At 44.9% G+C, this 18,936-nt stretch carries 19 protein-coding genes; 11 read left to right on the forward strand and 8 right to left on the reverse strand.

The features are described from left to right. Positions 1 to 11 precede the first annotated feature (11 nt). The 4 genes from AM279_RS17250 to AM279_RS17265 all read right to left on the reverse strand — a co-directional run bounded on the left by AM279_RS17250 (position 12) and on the right by AM279_RS17265 (position 6,562). Positions 12 to 1,346, reverse strand: coding sequence for a hypothetical protein (locus tag AM279_RS17250; RefSeq protein WP_054409296.1), 1,335 nt, complete (start codon positions 1,344 to 1,346; stop codon positions 12 to 14). A gap of 38 nt (positions 1,347 to 1,384) precedes the next feature. Next, complete coding sequence (locus tag AM279_RS17255) at positions 1,385 to 3,787, reverse strand: TonB-dependent receptor (protein ID WP_054409297.1); 2,403 nt, start codon at positions 3,785 to 3,787, stop codon at positions 1,385 to 1,387. A gap of 229 nt (positions 3,788 to 4,016) precedes the next feature. After that, positions 4,017 to 4,760, reverse strand: a complete 744-nt coding sequence (locus AM279_RS17260) for a LytR/AlgR family response regulator transcription factor (protein WP_054409298.1) — start codon at positions 4,758 to 4,760, stop codon at positions 4,017 to 4,019. Then, complete coding sequence (locus AM279_RS17265) at positions 4,757 to 6,562, reverse strand: tetratricopeptide repeat-containing sensor histidine kinase (protein ID WP_054410392.1); 1,806 nt, start codon at positions 6,560 to 6,562, stop codon at positions 4,757 to 4,759. Before AM279_RS17265 ends, AM279_RS17260 begins: the two co-directional genes overlap by 4 nt. Positions 6,563 to 6,600: 38 nt before the next feature. Between AM279_RS17265 and AM279_RS20835 the strand changes: the two genes are divergently transcribed. The 4 genes from AM279_RS20835 to AM279_RS17285 all read left to right on the forward strand — a co-directional run bounded on the left by AM279_RS20835 (position 6,601) and on the right by AM279_RS17285 (position 10,440). Then, a complete protein-coding gene (locus AM279_RS20835) occupies positions 6,601 to 6,945 on the forward strand; it encodes a hypothetical protein (protein ID WP_177205391.1) in 345 nt (114 codons plus the stop codon). 109 nt (positions 6,946 to 7,054) lie between these two features. Then, positions 7,055 to 7,834 (forward strand): CPBP family intramembrane glutamic endopeptidase, encoded by a 780-nt coding sequence (locus AM279_RS17275; protein ID WP_054409299.1) that lies wholly within the window; start codon positions 7,055 to 7,057, stop codon positions 7,832 to 7,834. A gap of 220 nt (positions 7,835 to 8,054) precedes the next feature. Beyond that, positions 8,055 to 9,050: a glycoside hydrolase family 43 protein gene (locus tag AM279_RS17280; protein ID WP_054409300.1), complete on the forward strand. Its 996-nt coding sequence runs from the start codon at positions 8,055 to 8,057 to the stop codon at positions 9,048 to 9,050. A 160-nt stretch (positions 9,051 to 9,210) separates the two neighbouring features. After that, the gene (locus tag AM279_RS17285) at positions 9,211 to 10,440 is read left to right on the forward strand and encodes a dipeptidase (RefSeq protein ID WP_054409301.1); all 1,230 of its coding nucleotides are present in this window, start codon (positions 9,211 to 9,213) and stop codon (positions 10,438 to 10,440) included. A gap of 84 nt (positions 10,441 to 10,524) precedes the next feature. Here AM279_RS17285 and AM279_RS17290 read toward each other — a convergent pair whose 3' ends face one another. The 3 genes from AM279_RS17290 to AM279_RS17300 all read right to left on the reverse strand — a co-directional run bounded on the left by AM279_RS17290 (position 10,525) and on the right by AM279_RS17300 (position 14,162). Then, positions 10,525 to 11,856, reverse strand: coding sequence for an ankyrin repeat domain-containing protein (locus AM279_RS17290; protein WP_236688528.1), 1,332 nt, complete (start codon positions 11,854 to 11,856; stop codon positions 10,525 to 10,527). 18 nt (positions 11,857 to 11,874) lie between these two features. Continuing rightward, positions 11,875 to 13,062: an ankyrin repeat domain-containing protein gene (locus AM279_RS17295; RefSeq protein ID WP_054409303.1), complete on the reverse strand. Its 1,188-nt coding sequence runs from the start codon at positions 13,060 to 13,062 to the stop codon at positions 11,875 to 11,877. A 185-nt stretch (positions 13,063 to 13,247) separates the two neighbouring features. After that, complete coding sequence (locus AM279_RS17300; protein ID WP_054410396.1) at positions 13,248 to 14,162, reverse strand: DsbA family protein; 915 nt, start codon at positions 14,160 to 14,162, stop codon at positions 13,248 to 13,250. A gap of 131 nt (positions 14,163 to 14,293) precedes the next feature. Between AM279_RS17300 and AM279_RS17305 the strand changes: the two genes are divergently transcribed. After that, positions 14,294 to 14,593 carry a winged helix-turn-helix transcriptional regulator gene (locus tag AM279_RS17305; RefSeq protein WP_054409304.1) on the forward strand — a complete coding sequence of 100 codons (300 nt, stop codon included), beginning with the start codon at positions 14,294 to 14,296 and terminating at the stop codon, positions 14,591 to 14,593. Here the strand turns inward: AM279_RS17305 and AM279_RS17310 are convergent. Next, on the reverse strand, positions 14,588 to 15,031 hold the full coding sequence (locus AM279_RS17310; protein WP_054409305.1) for a GNAT family N-acetyltransferase: 444 nt from the start codon (positions 15,029 to 15,031) through the stop codon (positions 14,588 to 14,590). The genes AM279_RS17305 and AM279_RS17310 overlap by 6 nt on opposite strands. An 87-nt stretch (positions 15,032 to 15,118) precedes the next feature. Between AM279_RS17310 and AM279_RS17315 the strand changes: the two genes are divergently transcribed. From AM279_RS17315 to AM279_RS17340, 6 genes are all read left to right on the forward strand, one after another. Continuing rightward, a complete protein-coding gene (locus AM279_RS17315) occupies positions 15,119 to 15,844 on the forward strand; it encodes a hypothetical protein (protein ID WP_054409306.1) in 726 nt (241 codons plus the stop codon). A 4-nt stretch (positions 15,845 to 15,848) separates the two neighbouring features. Then, positions 15,849 to 16,151, forward strand: a complete 303-nt coding sequence (locus AM279_RS17320; RefSeq protein WP_054409307.1) for a hypothetical protein — start codon at positions 15,849 to 15,851, stop codon at positions 16,149 to 16,151. Between the two features lie 48 nt (positions 16,152 to 16,199). Then, entirely contained in the window at positions 16,200 to 16,760 is a 561-nt protein-coding gene (locus tag AM279_RS17325; RefSeq protein ID WP_054409308.1) for a DUF6642 family protein, read from the forward strand. Between the two features lie 117 nt (positions 16,761 to 16,877). Beyond that, positions 16,878 to 17,864, forward strand: coding sequence for a 2-hydroxyacid dehydrogenase (locus tag AM279_RS17330; RefSeq protein WP_054409309.1), 987 nt, complete (start codon positions 16,878 to 16,880; stop codon positions 17,862 to 17,864). 135 nt (positions 17,865 to 17,999) lie between these two features. Next, a complete protein-coding gene (locus tag AM279_RS17335; protein ID WP_054409310.1) occupies positions 18,000 to 18,419 on the forward strand; it encodes a hypothetical protein in 420 nt (139 codons plus the stop codon). A 58-nt stretch (positions 18,420 to 18,477) separates the two neighbouring features. Beyond that, entirely contained in the window at positions 18,478 to 18,924 is a 447-nt protein-coding gene (locus AM279_RS17340) for a hypothetical protein (protein WP_054409311.1), read from the forward strand. The last annotated feature ends 12 nt before the right edge of the window (positions 18,925 to 18,936 follow it).

Here is an 18,936-nt window from a genome sequence, read left to right on the forward strand (position 1 = left end):
AATATGTTGTATTAGAATACACCTATGTAGTGGTTTCCTGGCTGGTTAACAAGCTTGGCACCCTTAGTTACTGCACCGCTTGGTATGTCAATAACATAAATGTTACCGTCTTTACCTACAGGAGTTACAGCAATATACAGCTGGTTACCGTCTACCACAAAGCCTTGGTACTGGCCAAAGTCAAGATCGGCATCATACTCAATAGCTGTTACAAGCTGTGCAGTCCTGGCGTTAAGGTCAAGACGGGCAACAAAGCCCTGGTTGTTTGCACCTTCGTGTGTGTAAACAGCATATGCAATACCGTTGCCGGCATACCTCCACGCATCTATGTAAGAGCCTGTTACACCAAGGGCATCGTCAAGGCTAAATACATACGAGTTGTCATACTGGTTGTTTTGGTTTATTTTAAGGATGTACGAACCGTTTTCGGTATCGCGTTGTGTAGCCTGGTAAACGTTGCCATCATTGCCTACAAAGCTGTTAAAGCTACGGTAGCCGCTGGTATCGCCAAAGGCAACTGTTGATGTAATAACCTGAGGGTTTTCAAGAGACGGGTAATCTACCACTACTGATTTTGAACCAAGGCGCTCAAAGCCGCTTGCGTTCTGGCCCGTTGCAGGGTCGGTTTTACGCATCCATGTGCCAATAATAAGCTTGTTGCCTGCTGCATTAAGCGTAGGGGCATCAAGGCGGAAAATGTGGTGGCCCTGGGCTTCTTCTGCCGCTGAAAGTGCAATTTCATACTGCTTGTAGCCCGAGATAAGTATGTTTTGAAGGTCTAAAGAAAGTACTGTTGCAGTACCCCTTGTGCGCACATAAGCACCATCTGTACCGGTTACAACCTGAGGGGCGGTTACGTTTACGGCAACACCTGTATTATCGCCATCAAATAGCTTTACCCACCTTGGCGATGTGCCTGCGTATTGCGAAATATTTACCGTTGTGCCTGATTGGGTAAAGTTTCCGCCGCCGGCCACATTGTAAGTCATAAACTCACCACCGTTACTGCCTGTGTAGGTGATGTTAAATAATGTACTGCCATCTACCGAAGACTGTAAGCGTGCGGTACGGTTAGACTGTACAGCCATACCGTTTGCATATACATTTACAGAGAAGTTAGGGTCTTGTGCATTTTCTTTGGTAATTGAATACACCCTTGTACCACCGTTACCATCGCCCGGCTCATCCTGCATTATGGCACCTGCTACGGTAATAAACCTGCCGTCTGTAACGGGGTTAACCGGGTTGCTGCCATTGTTGTTGTCGTCATCGCTGCAGCCTGTGCCCAGCAATAGTGCGGCAAGCATAGCACCGCACGCTGATAGTCTAAAAAAACACTTTCTCATGTTCTTAATTTGGTTTTATAAATTATTAATTGCTCAAATTAAAAGTTGCCGAAGGTATAGTTCAGCTTTACATAAAAGGCACGCCCCGGCTTTTGCACCGCATAGTTATCATAAACCTGCCTGTTTGTAACATTGCGGGCATCAAAGCCCAGCACAAACTTTTTACCCGGAAATGCATAGGTAAGCCCCAGGTCGTGTACCATTTGTGCGGGTGTGCGTGTACTGTCTATTTTTAGCCATGCCGTATAAAAAGGGTCTACATAGCCCAGGTTATAAAACACGTTAAACTCTGACTCGCGTTGTATTATATCTTTAAAGTTGTACTGTGCATTAGCATTTACCGTAAAAAACGGCTCGTTAGGCAACTGCTGGTTGTAAAAAGGCAATATGTTGCCATTGTTATCATATTTCAGCTTGTAAAGCGAATTGAATTTTGAGGTATTTGCCGTTATAAACAGCCTGTTGTTGTAAGTATACTCCAGTGTGGCTTCAAAACCTACTGACTGTGATTCGCGCAGGTTTACAAAAGGTGCAGTTTGTATGGCATCGTTAACCCTGTCGTTTGCCTGGCGGGCAATTTTATCGGATGTATTTCTCCAGAATGCCGATGCCGAAACGGTTATATTGTGCTTTTTGATTTTGTAGGTGCCCAGCCTGAACCCCAGGTTAAGGTTATCGCTTATTTCGGGCCTCAAACCCGGGTTTGGTGTAATGTTTTCTCCGGGGCTGCCAAAGATTTCGCCATCACTTGGCATCCTTACCGCCCTTTCGGCTGAAGCCAGTACCATAACTTCGGGGGTTATAAAATATGACCCTGCAAAGCCGTAGCCAAATGTGGTAGTGGTGTTTTTGCTTACATCTTCTACCACTGTTTGCTGACCGTTTTGATTGACGATAACCGGGTTACGCATTTCATGGCTTTGCGAGTAGTATTTACCAAAAAGGCTTGTCCTTAAGCTTGACTCTAAAACCTGCATTTCATACGCCAGCGATGACACGCTTTTTTGCAGGTCGCGCGTTTGCTGAAACGTTCTTTCCAGGGCTGATTTCATTTCATCATAATCATCGCGGTCTACCGTATTAAACATATTACTGAATATGATTTTGTGCTGCTCGTTTATGTTGTAGTTAAAACCGCCACGCACGCTTAATACATTCCTGGTAATGTGGTTTATGGTAGGTGCCCCCTGCTGTGCCCCTGTAGGCGACAGCACCGGGTCGCCATACAGCCCAAGTGCCGGTTGGCCATTCCAGTTATAATTCCATTTTACAGTATCGTTTACAACCTCATTCCTGCGGCTGTACACAGCGTTAAGGTTAAAATCGAGCCCTTTTGCTATAAAATCTTTCTTGGCATAGTTAAGGCTAAAGGCGTGGGCATCAGCCTCGGTAAAACGGCCTTTATAAGGCTTGGTCATAAACTGGCCGTGCTGTATTTCATTAAAATCAGCCGAACCGTTGTAGGCAAGTAAAAACACATCGGCCCACTTAACATCGGTATATCCGGCTTCAATCCTGCCGCCATAAGAACGGTACATATTATTAAAGCGTTTTGCCCTTATATATTCATAGCGGCCGTTTGGCAATATGTTGTATACAAACTTGCCCCAAACCTCATAATCATTATCGGAATAGTTATAGAAGCCAGATGCCTTTACGGTAAAGCCTTTCTCTGCCCTGAAAGTGGTGTTGAAGTTAGACTGTATGGTGTTGAATGAACCGTAAGAAGCTGAGGCGTTAACCACATTTTTAGCCCCTTTCTTTAAAATAACATTTATGGCGCCGCCCAGTGCATCATCGGCCAGGTGGGCAGGTATTACACCTTTATATACTTCTATACGTTCTATAAGTGCGGGTGGAATACTGTTAAGGTTAAACGATGAACCATAAGTACTAATGGGTATGCCGTCTATAAACACCCGTACTGAATTGCCGCTCATGCCGTTTAGGTTGTAATCAACACTGGCGCCAAGGCCACCGTTTTGCCTAACGCGTACCCCCACACTCCTGTCGAGCAGGTCGTTAGTTTGCAGGTTGCGGGTTGCGGCTTCTTTAGTGTCAATTACGTTAACCGAAAACCCTTTGCTCAGTATCTCGGCTTTTTCGGTTTTTTTGGTCATTACCAGCTCGTCAAGCAACTTTGGGTCGGTTTTCTGGATGGTAATGGCTACCTCTACGCGGGGCTTGTTTACCACAACCTGTATGGTTTTAGGCTGTGCCTCCATAGAGGTTACCTCGAGGGTATAGGTACCATAAGCCACATTTGTAATTTCATAATGCCCGTTTTCATCGGCTACGGCATACTTCTGGCTGCCCGAAATTTGCACGGCAGTGCCTGTTGCAATTTCATTATCATTAAAAATTACAGTTCCGCTAATTGATGCCGTTTGCGACCAGCCCTGAAAAAAGGCCAGCAGCAAAACAAGCTGTAAAAATCTCATTTGGTGTTTCTTCTATTAATTGGTGTGGCAAATATAAATCCTATTTAAATTTAATCTAAATAAAATCTAATTAATTTACCCAATTAATTTTCGCGAAATGTTATTTTATATCGAAAAAAGCGGCTTTATAAATATATTATAACAGCTGTTTAACCATTATTGCTTTAACGTGAAACAATACTGAATTACATCTGCGTAATTTTACTCGCTGAATTTTATTTAGCTACAATTATTTAAAGTGCTTTAAAAACTCTTCTTTATAAGTAGGCGACACCTCAACCTCGCTGCCATCCTGAAGGGTAATATAACCGCCTTTGTTATACAGTTTTACAAAATTAAGGTTAACCATGTGCGATTTATGAACCCGTAAAAAGGGCAGGGGCAGCATTTCGTCGAAATACTTTAAAAAGCGGCAGGCCATTTTTTTAGTACTGTTGGTAAGATACAGGTCAGTAAAATTGCCGTTGCCTTTAAGGCGAACAATTTCGTCCATACGCACTACCTCAAAGCCTTCCATAGTGGGCAGTATAACCTGCTGTTTTTCCGGCTTGGGCTCCCTGAAGTTTTCTACAATTACCTTGTTGCGGTTAAAAAGCTCTTTGCTGTGTATTTGCTGCTGTACCTTATTAACGGCTGTTATAAGCTCTTCAATGCTTATGGGTTTCAGCAGGTAATAAGCAGCACTCCTATTCAGTGCCTTAAGCGAATAATCAGAAAACGCGGTAACAAAAATGGTTTCAAAGCTAAGGGTGCTACAGGCTTCAAGCACATCAAAGGCATTGCCAAAAGGCATTTCTACATCAAGAAATACCAGCTGGGGTTGCAGCTCATGCAGCAGGGGCACGGCTTCGCGGCTGTTGTGTGCCTCGCCCACAATTTCTACCTGCGGGCAATACTTGGTAAGGTAACTGCGCAGCACATCGCGTGCGGCGGCTTCGTCTTCTACAATAACACTTTTTATTTTAGTAATCATGGTTTATCTTTTATGGGCAGGGTTATGGTAACAACGGTGCCGCTTTGCGGGGCTTCCTTTTCATTAACCGTAAAGGCCATCCTGGTTTTATGCAGCTCGTTTAGTAGTACCATGCGCTCATGCGTATTGGTTATGCCGCGCGATGTATGTGCTTTTTGGTTATGGGTTTTAAGCTCGTTGCTTTTGGTTATGCCTATACCGTTGTCATCTACCGTTACAATTAAATTCTTTTCTTTTAGAGTAAAATCCAGCTTAAGCAGGCCTTTCTCGTCTTTATAGCGAAGGCCGTGCCAAATTGCGTTTTCAAGGTGGGGCTGTATAATCATGTTGGGCACCCACACGCTTTCAACATCCAGTTTTTGGTCTACCGTTATCTCAAAACGGAATTTATCTTTAAAGCGCAGGTGTTCCAGCTCAAGGTATTGCGTTAGGTTCTCTACTTCTTTGCCCAGGGTAACAAAGTCTTTATTGGAGTTTTCCATGGTGTTGCGCATCAGGTTAGAGTAGGAGGTAAGGAACTTATTGGCCTCAAGCTCGTTATTCTGAGCAATAAACTGGTTAACACTGTTGAGGCTGTTGAACAAAAAATGCGGGTTCATTTCGCGCCTTAGGGCCTGTAGCGCAATTTCTTTATTTTTTGCCTTTATAGAGCGCAGGGTTTTAAAAATAAATGCCAGGAATACCAGCAGCAATACAATAGACCCTAACAGGAAATAGCTAAAGGTATTTTTGCGTGTAATGAGCTCGTCTTTTAATGTTTTTTCGCTTTCCAGCTGGCGTATGCGTTCTTCGGTTACCCTGAATGTTTTGGCATCGGTAAGCGATTTATCTGAAAGTATAATGCGATCAAGGTTTTTAAGAAAACCCTCATACACGGCCAGCGTTTGCACACTATCGGGTACCGATTTGTAATAATCGGCCAGCAGCCAAATGCTTTCACGGGCTTCAAAGGTTTTTCCGTTTGCCGCAGCAATATCATACGACTGTTTTAGTGCGCCAATTCCGTTTTGGGTGTCTTCCAGTTTAAAATAGGCAGCTGCCATACTGCGCAGGTGGTATATTTGTGTTTCGGTGTCGTTTGTTTTTTTGGCTATGGCCAAAAGTTTAGCCTCAGCCTCAATGGCTTCAGGATATTGTTTCAGGGCTGTGTAGAGCCTTGCGGTTTCGGCATACATTTTAACCGATTTGGCCGGAAGCGCAGTTGCATAATCCTGCGCCTGTTTGTACTGCTCAATGGCTTTAAGCGTATCGGTAGTCTTAAGGTATACTTTGGCAAGCCGGGTGTAGGCAACAGCCACTTCGTCTTTATTAACCTTTTTTAGCAGGGCAATGTTATCAATAAGGTATTTTGTTTCAGCCTCGGTATTGCCGTTGTTTTTTAAACGGTTATAATCGTTGAGGTTAATGGTTTTAAGCGTGCTGTTTGCCGATGCCTCTGCGGCGGTTTTAAAGTTTTGCTGCGCATCAGACAACTGGTTTAGCTGTTCCTGCACAAGGGCAATTTTGCGCAACACGCGTGCCGGGGCGGTAGCGTCTTTTGCAGCCTTATAAATGGTTAAGGCTTTTAAAAGATATTGCTTGGCTTTTTTAAGGTCGTCTTTATCTATATATTCTTCGGCCAGTGCCTCATAATTACGGGCAATTTTAGGGTTGTCGTTTTCCAGCAGTGATTTTTCCAGGTTGCTGGCGGCGCTTTTCAGCTGGCCGGGCATTTCCTTTTTTTGCTGCACAGGTGTTTGTGCCCTTAGCCCAAGGGTGGTAAAAAGCATTAAAAAGAGGAGCAAACCGGTAAAACGATACATAACTATAGTATTGGTATTGTAAAATAAATCAATTTTATATGCTTTTCCAATTATGTTTACCAAGTCAAAAGGGGGTTTTACCCGTTCTGCAAAAAAGCATTGACATAACCCGGTACATTTGTACTATAAAGTTTGACAAATTTATAATCTTTAAAAAACTAATAACCATGAAAAAAGTAATCGTACTAAGCGCTGCATTTGTTGCTCTATCTCTAACAAGCTGTGGCGAAAAGAAAACTGAACCTGCTGTTGACGCTGTAGATACTGCTGCTGCTCCTGCAACTGAAGAAACTACTACTCCAGCTGCTGATACAGCTGCCCCAACTGCTGACACTGCTGCTCCTGCTGCAACTCCAGCTGCTGAAACTGCTCCTGCTCACTAAGAAATAGCAAAAAGCAAGATATAAAGAGCCCCCTGCACCAGCAGAGGGCTTTTTGTTTGGCCCAACCAACGCTTTTTTGTTTTAAATTGGTGCTTATTAGCCCAAAACCATGAAAAACAGGAAAGAACTAACCACACTGGCTATTGTAATAACAGGTTTTGTAGCCTACTATATACTGTTTGAGCAATTTGCCGCCATAAAGGTGTGGCTTGACGGCTATACCAACCAGGGGCTAACCAGCTACATTATAACCTATTTTATAGTGGGGGTGCCTGTGTTTTTAGCTACTTATTTTTTAAACCGGAAACCTAATGTTTTCAGCAGCTTGGGGCTTGGCAAAAACATTCTTACAGGTATTGTAGCCGCATTTGTGGTAACCCTGCCCATGTTTATAGGAGGCCTGGCGGTGTTTAGCCTCAAGAGTGAAATAGATATAGAAAACCTGCTGGCCGGAACCCTTGTGGCCGGTTTTTTTGAAGAGCTTTATTTCCGTGGGTTTTTGTTTGGGCAGGTGTTTAAAAATACAAAGCTGGGTTTTATACCGGCCATATTTATAGGGGCGCTGGTGTTTGCATCGGGCCACCTGTATCAAAGTACCAACATAATTGAAATGGCAGGCATATTTGCCATTACCTTTTTTGGTGCAATATTTTTTGCATGGCTGTATGCCGAATGGAACTACAACCTGTGGATGCCCATTTTTACCCATGCGTTTATGAACCTTTCGTGGGGGCTGTTTACCGATAACAGCAATGCCCTGGGTGGCTGGGCAGCAAATATTTTCAGGGTGCTAACCATAGCGGCTGCTATTACCATTACACTGCTCTATAAAAAACGTAAAGGCCAGAAACCGGAAATTAACCGCTACACGGTGCTCCTTAAGCCATAACCAAATTGTCTTATTTGTTGCTGTTGCCTTAATTCAAAATGTCTTATTTTTCTGCATTTTGGGTTAAAGGGCTGTTTTTTGTGGCCTGAAATCAAAGTTTGACACGATTTGAACATATTTTGGAATGACGGCGTGTATGGCTTTCCGCTTAAAATAGGCTATTTTGCGAAAACGAAATAGTTTACAGAAACTAACCTTAATTGACAACTTACACTACTTTATGAAACAACTAAAAAAAATGCTATTGCTGCTTGTGGTACCGTTTATGGTTAACTGTGGCGGTTCTGATGATGGAGGCGGCCAGGTTACTAACCCGCTTGCCCCGCGTGTAAATCCTATGCTGGCCGACCCAACCATTTTTGCACACAACGGTGTTTACTACCTTTATGGTACAAAAAATAACCCCAATATACAGGGAGAAGGCTTTTTGGTTTACACCTCAACCGACCTTGAAAACTGGGAAGGCCCGGCTGGTGCACACGATGGCTTTGCCTTTAAAAAAGGAGACGGCTATGGTACAACAGGCTTTTGGGCACCGCAGATTTTTCAGCACAATAATAAATTCTACATGGCGTATACGGCCAATGAGCAAATAGCCATTGCCGAGGCCGACAGCCCGCTTGGGCCATTTACAAACAACGGCACGCAAATACCTTCAACCGGAAACCAAATAGACCCGTTTGTGTTTTTTGAAAACGGTACACCTTACCTGTATCACGTAAGGCTGGTTAACGGTAACAAGATTTTTGTTGCAGAAATGGAAGCCGACCTGAGCGCCATAAAGCCTGAAACGCTTACTGAGTGTATTACGGCTACCAAGCCCTGGGAAAATACCGAAAACGTGGGCTGGTCTGTAACCGAAGGGCCTACTGTGTTTAAGCAGGGCGATTTGTATTATATGCTGTATTCGGCCAATGATTTCAGAAATAAAGATTATGCTGTGGGTTATGCCACTTCAAGCAGCCTTTATGGCCCTTGGGATAAGGAAAACAACAGCCCGATTATATCAAGAAATATATTGAGCCAGCCCGGCACCGGCCACGGCGACCTGTTTTATGATACTGCCGGAAATATGCAGTATGTTTTCCACACACACTTTAACAACAATATGGTAGACCCGCGCAAAACCGCAGTAGTGCAGCTTGCCATGCAAAACGGTACTATAGCCGTAGCACCGGGCGCTGTGTTAAACTACCTGTACACAGAATCAGAATAATTAGGGTTAGTTATTATACCGCACTTTTAAACAGGGTTCGGAGATTATTAGGTAATGGAAAAAGCCTCGGCAATTGCTGAGGCTTTTTGTTTTGGCCGCCATTAAACCATATACAGTATAGTGCGTCTAACATTTGGTTATTAACCTAAAAACACACACTATGCATTTACCCCAACCTAACTGGTCGCGCCGAAAATTTGTAGCCCGGTTTACAGGTGCAGGCGCGCTTGTTTTGCTAAATCCCCAATTTTCATGGGCTTTTGAAGGTGCCGACCCTAAAATTACTGCCCTTGTAGCCAAAAGCATGGGTATTGATACCCACAACCATATAGATGTTCCGCTGGTACAGGCAGAACTGCCCGGGCCTGCACAGGATATGGCAGGCGAAATGAAAAAGTCAGGGTTATCGGCTATTTGTATGACGTTTGCCGTAGACTATAAACAGCCACTTGCACCCGGCGAGTCTTACAGCCGTTTTACAGCCGGGCTTGATGCAATGGACAGGCTGCTTGTATTTAACAACATAAAGAGGGCGCTTAATCTGGCCGGCCTTGAGGCTGCCCACAAAGAACAAAAGCCTGCTGTAATACAATCTGTAGAAGGGTGCCATTTTCTTGAAGGAGACGCCGCTAAAGTAGAGGAGGCTTATAACCGCGGGCTTAGGGTGCTGGGCCTGCTACATGATAATGATGCACTGCAACCCCTGGGCGATGTATATACCAACCCGCCACAATATGGTGGCCTTACAAAGCTGGGCAGCGATGTTATTAAAGAATGCGAAAGGCTGGGCATACTGGTAGACCTTGCACATGGCAGTAATGATATGGTTAATGCAGCGCTTAAGGTGGCTACAAAACCGGTATTGATTTCGCACACCGGGCTCGACACGCAGCTTGGCCAAAACCCGTTTATGGCAAAAATGATGAAGCCAAGGCTGATAAGTCAAGAGCAGGCTAAGATTGTTGCGAATGCAGGTGGGGTGATTGGTGTATGGACACACCTTGCCGAAACGCCTCTTGAGTATGCACAAAACATAAGGGCTATGGCAGATGTTGTGGGTATAGACCACGTGTGTATAGGCACCGATACAAAACTTACACCGGCATACCATTCGCCAAATGAGCAATGGGGCAAGCAGGGCAGCCCGGAGAAGCCTAAAGGGAAAGATGTGGGTACATCATCGGAAGGTAATAACCATCCTAAAAAAGAAGAAAACAAAAACGGCGAAAGGATAGGTGAGCGCACTAACCTTGCCTGGGCAGGGCAGACGACAGGGTTTTATTATGCTGTTACAGATGCGTTGCTTAAAACCGGCTTTACAGAGGCTGAGATAATAAAGATAAGCAGCGGCAATTTTTGCCGTTTATTTGATGCCACCACAAAACACTGACAACTTGTTTGTCAGGATATATTTAGTAGTAAGTGAAAAGCCTCAGCAATTGCTGAGGCTTTTTGTTTTGTACTCTATGGCTGCTTATCCCGCCAGTATTTTTTGTTTCTCTACATTAAATTCATCCTGGGTAAGGATGCCCGCATCCAGTAGTTCTTTAATATCCATGAGGGCTTTCTTTTTATCGCCCATGCCGTTGTTTGCCTCAGCGGCAACGGGCTGCGCCACAGGCTGCATTGTGGGTGCGTTTGCCGGGTTTTTGCTCAGTAGCAGTTCGGTGATTTCATTAAAGCCTTTTACGTTGCTGTAGTCTATGGCTTTTTGCTCTTTTACGTTTACCAAAGTGGCATCGGCATCTTTTTCAAGCAGGTATTTTACAATATCTTTCTTTCCGCCTGCAGCGGCATAATGCAGGGCGGTGTTGCCGCTTTGGTCCTGCGCGTTTAGGGCAGCGCCTTTTTCAACCAATAACTTCACCATGCTGAGGTGGCCGTTTTTAACGGCGGCGTGTAACAGGCTTTCGGCGCCATACGCCCCGGAGCTGATGTTAAAGTTACTGTCGGCCGCAAGGTCATTGGCGGTAAGCACCCAGTCAAGGTAAGAAGACATATCATCGTTATTACCTGCCAGTGGTTTGGCGTAGTTAACTTCAATGCCATACTCCAGAAACAGGCTTACAATTTCTTTCTGGTTGTTGTTTACGGCAAACCATACCGGTGCCAGCCCGTTGTTAGACGATACCTTAGCATCGGCACCGTTTTGCAGCAGGAACTTAATAATCATGTTATTGTTTTGGTAGCAGGCCAGCAGCAAGGCACTTTCGCCCTGCTGGTTAAGGTGGTTTACATCGGCACCTTTTTCTGCAAGAGCCTGCACCGCCTGCAGGTTTTTAGACTGCACGGCAAACAGCAGTGCGGTATTGCCATACTTATCTACTGCATTAACATTAGCGCCGGCATCGGCCAGTTTGTGTATTACATCCCTAAAGCCGCAGTAGGCTGCCAGCATAAGCGGAGACTGCGCCTCTTTGTTTTCGGCATTGGGGTCGAGCCCGTTTTCCAGCAGTTTTGCCAAAACATCGGCCTGGCCCAGGTTTGCCGTAAGGTGCACCAAGCTGTTGCCCTTGTGGTCGTTAATGCCGGTATTGGCACCCTGCTCAATAAGGTACAGCGCCACCTGCTTTTGTTTTAGCAGGCAGGCAAAATACAGCGGGGTTTCGCCGGCGTGGTCTTCATAATTAATATCGGCGCCTTTTTCCAGCAGGCCCTTTACAATATCAAGGTAGCCGTTGTGGGCGGCATAGTGCAGGGCAGTGCGGCCTTTCTCATCGGTATAGGTAACATCTACCTCGTTGTTTTTAAGCAGTATTTCGGCTATTTTCCGTTTGCCCGACTCGCAGGCTATAATAAAAGACATTGACATAAGGAGGCGGTATTATTTGGCCTGCATAAGCAGTTCAACAGTTTTAGATTTTAGGTTATCGGCAGATGCCAGCATCATGGCCGTTTCGTCGCGGTTGTTTGTGGCATTTGCATCGGCACCCATTTCTAAAAGCAGCTTTGTTTTTTTATAGGTATCGCGGGCGGCATTCTGGTCGTAATTTACATTATAAGCCGCTACCTTGTGCAGTAGTGTATTGCCGTCGTTATCGGTTTGAGATGGGTCTATGTTGCCGGTTTTTACAATCTGCTCAAACACCTCAAAAGGCTTTTCGCCCATAATATCAAATACTGATTTTTCAACGCCGTAATGTGTTGAGGTTTGGTGCAGGTCGGCGCCATCTTCCATCATTGCTGTAACCAGGGTAGCAGGGTAAGGTGAATAGCTGCCGCTAATGCGCTTAACATATTCAAAGAAAAATGCTACGCCATCCCTTGTTTTTTTGTCGAAATCAGGCGATTCATATTTCTTGAGCATTTCATACATTTCCAGGCTTTGGTGGTCTACGGTAACCTGGTAATACGCTGTTTTACCTTCCTTGTCCTGCTCGTTTACCTGCGCACCGTTTTCAAGTAGTAGCTCCACAAGTTCTTTTTTATGATTAGAAATAGCCAGCATTAGCGGGGTTTCGGCTATGATGTTAGTAGCGTTTACATCGGCACCGTTGTCAATAAGCAGCTGTGCATACTGTTTAACCTGTTCGGCATTTGTGTTGTAGGTTTTGGCAATCTGGTGCAGGTAGGTGTTTTCGGCATTGTTAACGGTGTTTACATCGCAGCCGCCGTCTATCAGGGTTTTAATAATGGCAGGGTTGGCTTTTTGTTCAAAGGCAAAGCTCAGCAGGGTTTTATCGCGTACGGCATCGTTAAGGCTGCTCAGTTTAGGCATCAATTCTTCAACAAATGCAACCGATTCGGCATCGTCCTGCAGGATTCGGAAAGCGGCGTCAAAAAATGTCCTTTCCAGGTTATCATACTCATACAGGTCGGTTTCAATAAGGCCTTTGTCTACAAAAAGGCTAATAATATCAAAGGCTTTTGTGCGCAGCAGAATATCAAACAACTGTATGTTTTTAAAGCTGTCCAGGTTGCCGGGAATGTTTTCTTCGGCTTTAAGAAGTTGGCGGGCGTCGTCAATTTTTTGTTTTTGTAACGCTTCAATAAGTTCTGTTTGGCTTGACATGGTTTTATGATTTTTTAGTGTGGATACCCAAATTTAAGAAGCTCATAAATGCACTGCCTTAAATTAAACATATCTTTAACGTTGCTTTAAGAGTTGCAACAGCTCAATAAAAAAGCCCCCACAAAAGGCGGAGGCTTTAAATTATCTAAAACAATGCGTTACAAATTGTTGTGTAATGCCTGATTTTACTTCTTACGGTACATAGTACCCGTTTTAATGGTTTGCTTTGTAAGGAGGCCATCGTTACAGGCTTTTTCAAGGGTGGTTTTGGCATCGTTAACGCCTGTTTCAAGTATTACGGCATATTCTTTAGCGGTAAGTGAGGGAAATACATTAAACAAGGCAAGTGGCGTAGTGTTGTTAAAAGCGGTTTTTTTAGCCTGCGGATATACAGCCAGCAGCGCCTGCTCAAACTGTTCATAAGGCTTAGAGCCGTATACGGTATTTTTTATGTCTTTACCATCTGAAAAGAAAAGCGTAGGGAAACCCCTTACACCCAGTGTGCGGCCATAGGCCAGGTCTTCTTCAAACAGCTTTTTGGCAGGGCCTTCAAAATCAGTTTTTAGCTGTTGTGCATCAAGCCCGGCTTCGGTGGCGGCCTGTGCTATAGCTGGCCATTTTGCAATATTCTGCTTGTCTAAAAACAGCTTTTCGCGCAGTATGCGCATAAAGGTAACGGCCTTTGCCTTATCCTGCATTTGTGCCGCCTTAAGGGCAATACAAGCCGGATAAGAAGAATCAAGCGGATCTTCAAGCCATACATCGCCATCTATGGGCATTTCATAATACAGGCTAACCTCGTCCCAATGGTGGGCCACATCGGCGGGTTTGCTTATGCCGCCGCTGTTGTAGCTCCAGTCGGGCAGGAGGCCGCCCATGCGGTAGTCTATATCTATATAAGCGCCATACTCCAGCTTTAGCTTGCGCAGTTGCGGCTCAATACCCCAGCAGGAAGAACAAATGGGATCTGTATAATAAATAACTTTAACGGGTTTGGTTGTAGGGATGATACCGGCAGTACCCGTTGGGGCAGTTTGGGGCATTTCGCACACGCCGGTTTCGGGGTCGCACAGTAGGGGGTTAGGATTGTTGTTGCTCATAGTTTTTTTTTGTGGTTGGCAAGCCAGGTTAAATGCCAGCAGTGCTATAAAGGTTGCGGCTCTCATGTATTGTTGTAACTTTACTGCAAAGTTGGTGCATTTAAACGCGCCGGTCAATTAGTCAAAAAAATATGACTACACAAAACAAGAGCGAATGCCCGGCCGAGGGGCTTTTAAAATTGCTTTCGGGCAAATGGAAGCCGCAGATATTTTTATTTGCTGTTTCAGGGCCTGTGCGTTTTAACGGCCTGCTGAGGGATTTAAAAGGCGCAAGTAAACAATCTATATCTGTAGCGCTGCGCGAGCTGGAAGAAAACGGCCTGTTTGATAAGCACATTATTAAGCAAAAGCCCCTGCATATAGAATATACGCTAAGCGAAAAAGGCCAGGCACTGGTGCCGGTATTCAGGCAGCTTGAGCTGGTGTCATAGCACAAATTCCATAACCGGCAAAAAGCGCCCTTCAATCTGGGTAACCTTGTGGCCTATGGTTTTAAACCCGAAAGCAGTATAAAAACCCTCTGCATTTGGGTCGGCATCGGCGGTTATTTTTGTAACGCCCTCTTTTTTTATCCGGCTTAAAAAATCTTCAATAAGCCGCCGGCCACAGCCTTTGCCTATATATTCCGGCAATACAAAAAGATTGTCGAGCACGCAGTCATCATCTAAATAATAAGAATAATAACCGGTAATGGTGTTGCCGGTTACCAGTTTGTATACTTCGTGCTTATCAATATAGGCGGGGGTAATGGTAAGCTTTTCCTGCCAGGAACTCATTTGTTGTGGGGTATACCCCCAATGGGCTTTAGATTGCAGCGTAAGCGTAGTTAGAGTGTCAAAATCTTGTGGAGTGGCTTTTACTATAGTCATGGCGTGGTGTTGGTATTACTAAGATAGCAGGATTTGTTTTAACAGTAAAAAGGTTTTTTGTTTAATTTGTGTTATGATAAAATAGCCATGAAAAAGTATACAGTTCTACTCGTTTTCTTTACGTTTTACAGCGTGTTTGCCCAAACCCGGCGTGATTTTGATACCCTGCCCGTAGTATGGCCGGATACTACAGCTGTTAAAACCGGCCCGTTAAAGTTTGTACCCATTACCGGAAAACAGTTTAATGATATAAGGGCTTTTGCTATAGCCAATAAGAATGCCGGGGGAGTGCCTGCACCTGTATTGAAAGACTCAAAGCTTATAGTAGCTACAAAAAACGCGTTGTTTGAGCTGCCCGCCGGTGGGGGTTATGAAAGTTCGTACAGCTATATACAATATGTGCCTGAAATACGTTCGCACCTGATAAGCCGGTGTGGCGAAGGGGCCTGCTCTGCCTACCTGCTGGATCATGAAACCAACGGGATAATGTATGTGCCGTCTTCTTATGATTCCGGAGTGATGGGGTTTTCGGTGTCACCTTCTGGTAAATACTTTTTGGTATATTCTTCTTATGACGGGCCTGATTATGCAGACTATTACACTACCCGTAGTGAGTTTATGATATACAGTATTGGGCAGACTAAAGGCATGAAAGGATTAAGGCTGTACCGTGAGTTTGAATCGACCGAATGGTCTATTGATGAAATGGTGTGGCTTGACAATAGCACGCTGGCGCTTAAGGTGTATGCCGGAAACGCTGCAGTTGATATGGAGCCCGTACAATACAAGTATTATGAAACGGTTATAAAGTAATAGCATGAAATACCTGTATGCCTTTTACCTGCTGGTTTGTATCGCCATGCTTGAATTTACTACGATATTTTGGATAGGTACAAAAGACGACTTTGAAGCCCTTAAAAGCAACCTGGCCATTTTTATGCTGAACCGCTTTATACTTAACCTAATAATTATTCTTATCCAGATTTTGTTTTTGTGGCTGGTGTGGGCAGTAATAGCGCCGGTAAGAAAAAGTATTTCAGCACAAAAGCTGCTGCTTACTGCTTTTGTGCTGCTCAATGTGTTTTCTCTTGTCCTGGTTCTTGTTAACTATTTCCTGTAGTGCCCGGCTTTAACACCACTATTGCGCTTTAAGCCTTATCTTTGTAATATGGACGATGAAAAGTTTATTTTTTGCCTTGAAGGGGTTGATGATGTAGAGCATCAGCGTGAGACTGAAACCGTTAAAAACCTGGAACGCCTGGCTTTTGAGCAGGGCATAGGCAGTATTTACAAAACCTGCGATACCATAGAAGGACTTGAAGAAAGCCTGCAGGCGCTGTTGTATGACGATCACAATTTTAAGAACTACGAAATTATATACCTGGTTATGCCCGGCGAGGCCAATACCATAAGGCTTAACGGCTATTACTACAGCGTTGAGGAAATTGCCGAATTGTTTGAAGGCAAGCTAAAGGGTAAAATACTGCATTTTGCCAATGCCAAGGCGCTCGACCTTACCAGCGATGAAGCCCAGTATTTTCTGGATATAACCAATGCCAGGGCAGTATCGGGCTATGGCGATGCCAACAGCGGGCTAACCAGCAGCGGGCTGGATAGGGCATTCTTTAGCCTTTTTGAAGACGATGACAACCTGCGCAGCATTGTAGAAGAACTGCACGAACGGCATTATGCACTGTGCAAACTGCTTGACTTCAGGTTGTATTATTGATTGTTAGCAGGCATCATAAACCGGTTAAAATCACATTGCTTTTTGCGCCCCCGTAATGGCGGGGCTTCATTAGTAAAATTGTATCTTTAGGCTAACAAACCAACAATTTTACACGCTATGAACATTGCCGTATTTAGTACCTACAGTTATGATGAGGAGTTTTTAACCCAGCACAACACCGGGCACAACCTTACGTTTTTCAAGCTTCCGCTAAACCTGCAAACGGCCAACCTGGTACAGGGGTTTACTGCCGTATGCGTGTTTGTAAACGACACCGTTAATGCCGAAGTGCTCAGCGCCATTAAACAGCACGGCGTGCGGCTTATTGTGCTGCGTTGCGCGGGCTTTAATAATGTAGATATTAAGGCTGCCGATGCCCTGGGTATACCCGTGCTGCGCGTACCGGCCTATTCGCCCGAGGCAGTGGCGGAACACACCGTGGCGCTTATGCTAACCCTGAACCGCAAAACCCACAAAGCGTATAACCGCGTGCGCGAAGGCAATTTTTCGCTGGAGCGCCTGCTGGGCTTTAACCTGCACAACCGCAAGGTGGGCATTATAGGTACGGGTAATATAGGCAAGGCGGTATGCAACATTCTCAATGGCTTTGGCTGCAATATTTATGCTTATGATGTATATCCCGATGCTGCCCTTGAAGCCCTGGGTGTTACCTATGCCCCGCTGGAGGATGTGCTGCGCGATGCCGATGTGGTATCGTTACACTGCCCGCTTATGGAGGGCACCCGCCACCTTATTAATGCCGAAACCCTAAAACTGTTTAAACCCGGAGCCATGCTCATCAATACCAGCCGCGGCGGGCTTATTAATACGCCTGATGTTATTGAGGCGCTTAAAGACCGCCAGCTGGGCTACCTGGGGCTTGATGTATATGAGCAGGAGGGCAGCCTGTTTTTTCAGGATTTATCTGAAGATGTAATACAGGACGACCTTATTATGAGGCTCATATCATTCCCCAATGTGCTTATAACATCGCACCAGGGCTTTTTTACGCGTGAGGCGTTAGAACAAATTGCTACCACTACCTTTGCCAATGTAGATGCTTTTGCTGCACAGCAGGAACTGGTTAACCGTGTAGTGGTTTAGATTTTTTCCTTTGATAATCAAATTGTTGGCCTGCCCGTTTTTATAATAAAATTGGCAGGCCTTTTACTTTTCTTTAGCGTAGCAGGGGCTAACTTTATAGTAGTGAATAGTTTATAAACCACTAATGACAATATTATGAAGAAGCTACTTGTAATCCTGATTATGGTTGCCGCCCAGGCTACTGCATGGGCGCAAAAGCCAAAAGTTGTTACCACCGATAAACCGGGGTGGACAAAAATTGCCGAAACCACTGTTGATTTTAAAACCGAAAGTGATGAGCTTTTGGTTATTGGCAACAACCGTTTTGATTCGCTTAAGTTTAGTGTAGAAGATGCACCCATAAGCCTGGTGTCGCTGGATATTTATTTTGACAAGGGCGCGCAGCAAAGCGTTAGCGTGGGCAAAGAAATTAAAAGCGCGGGCGAAAGCGAGGTAATCAAACTGCCGGGAGATACTGAGCGTAAGGTTACCAAGGTGGTGTTCCGTTATAAAACGGTGGGCACATCGGGTAACGATAAAAAAGCCACTGTAAAGCTGTGGGGGCTTAAGTCTTAAAAAATAAAGATTAAATAACCGCTGCCCTGCCACAAGCGGGGCAGCAAATTATAATAGTATGAGTAAAATAACCAACCTGCTGGCGGGCCTTGGCGGTGCCATAGCCCTGAACGTTATTCACGAAAGCCTTAAAAAGAAAAGCAAAGAAACCCCACGTGTAGACCTGCTGGGCGAAGAAGCGTTGCAAAAAACCGTGGAGTATTTTGGGGGTGAAATAGAAGATGAAAAAACACTGTATAAAGCCACCCTTGCGGGCGATATACTTAGTAATGCCATGTATTATAGCATGATAGGCAACGGTGCGCCACAGCATTTGTGGCTGCGTGCCATTAGCTATGGTGTGGCGGCTGGCGTGGGCGCCATTACCCTGCCCGAACCGCTGGGCCTTGACCCGGAGCCGGTTGCCAAAACCAAAACCAGCCAGGCGCTTACCGTGGGCTATTATGTTGCCGGGGCGCTGGTAACGGCGGGTATTTTAAGGGCGGTGGCGAGAAAGAAGGAGTAAGGCTAACGATTA

It is taken from the genome of Flavobacterium akiainvivens, assembly GCF_001278115.1.
GTDB classification, from domain to species: Bacteria; Bacteroidota; Bacteroidia; order Flavobacteriales; family Flavobacteriaceae; genus Flavobacterium; species Flavobacterium akiainvivens.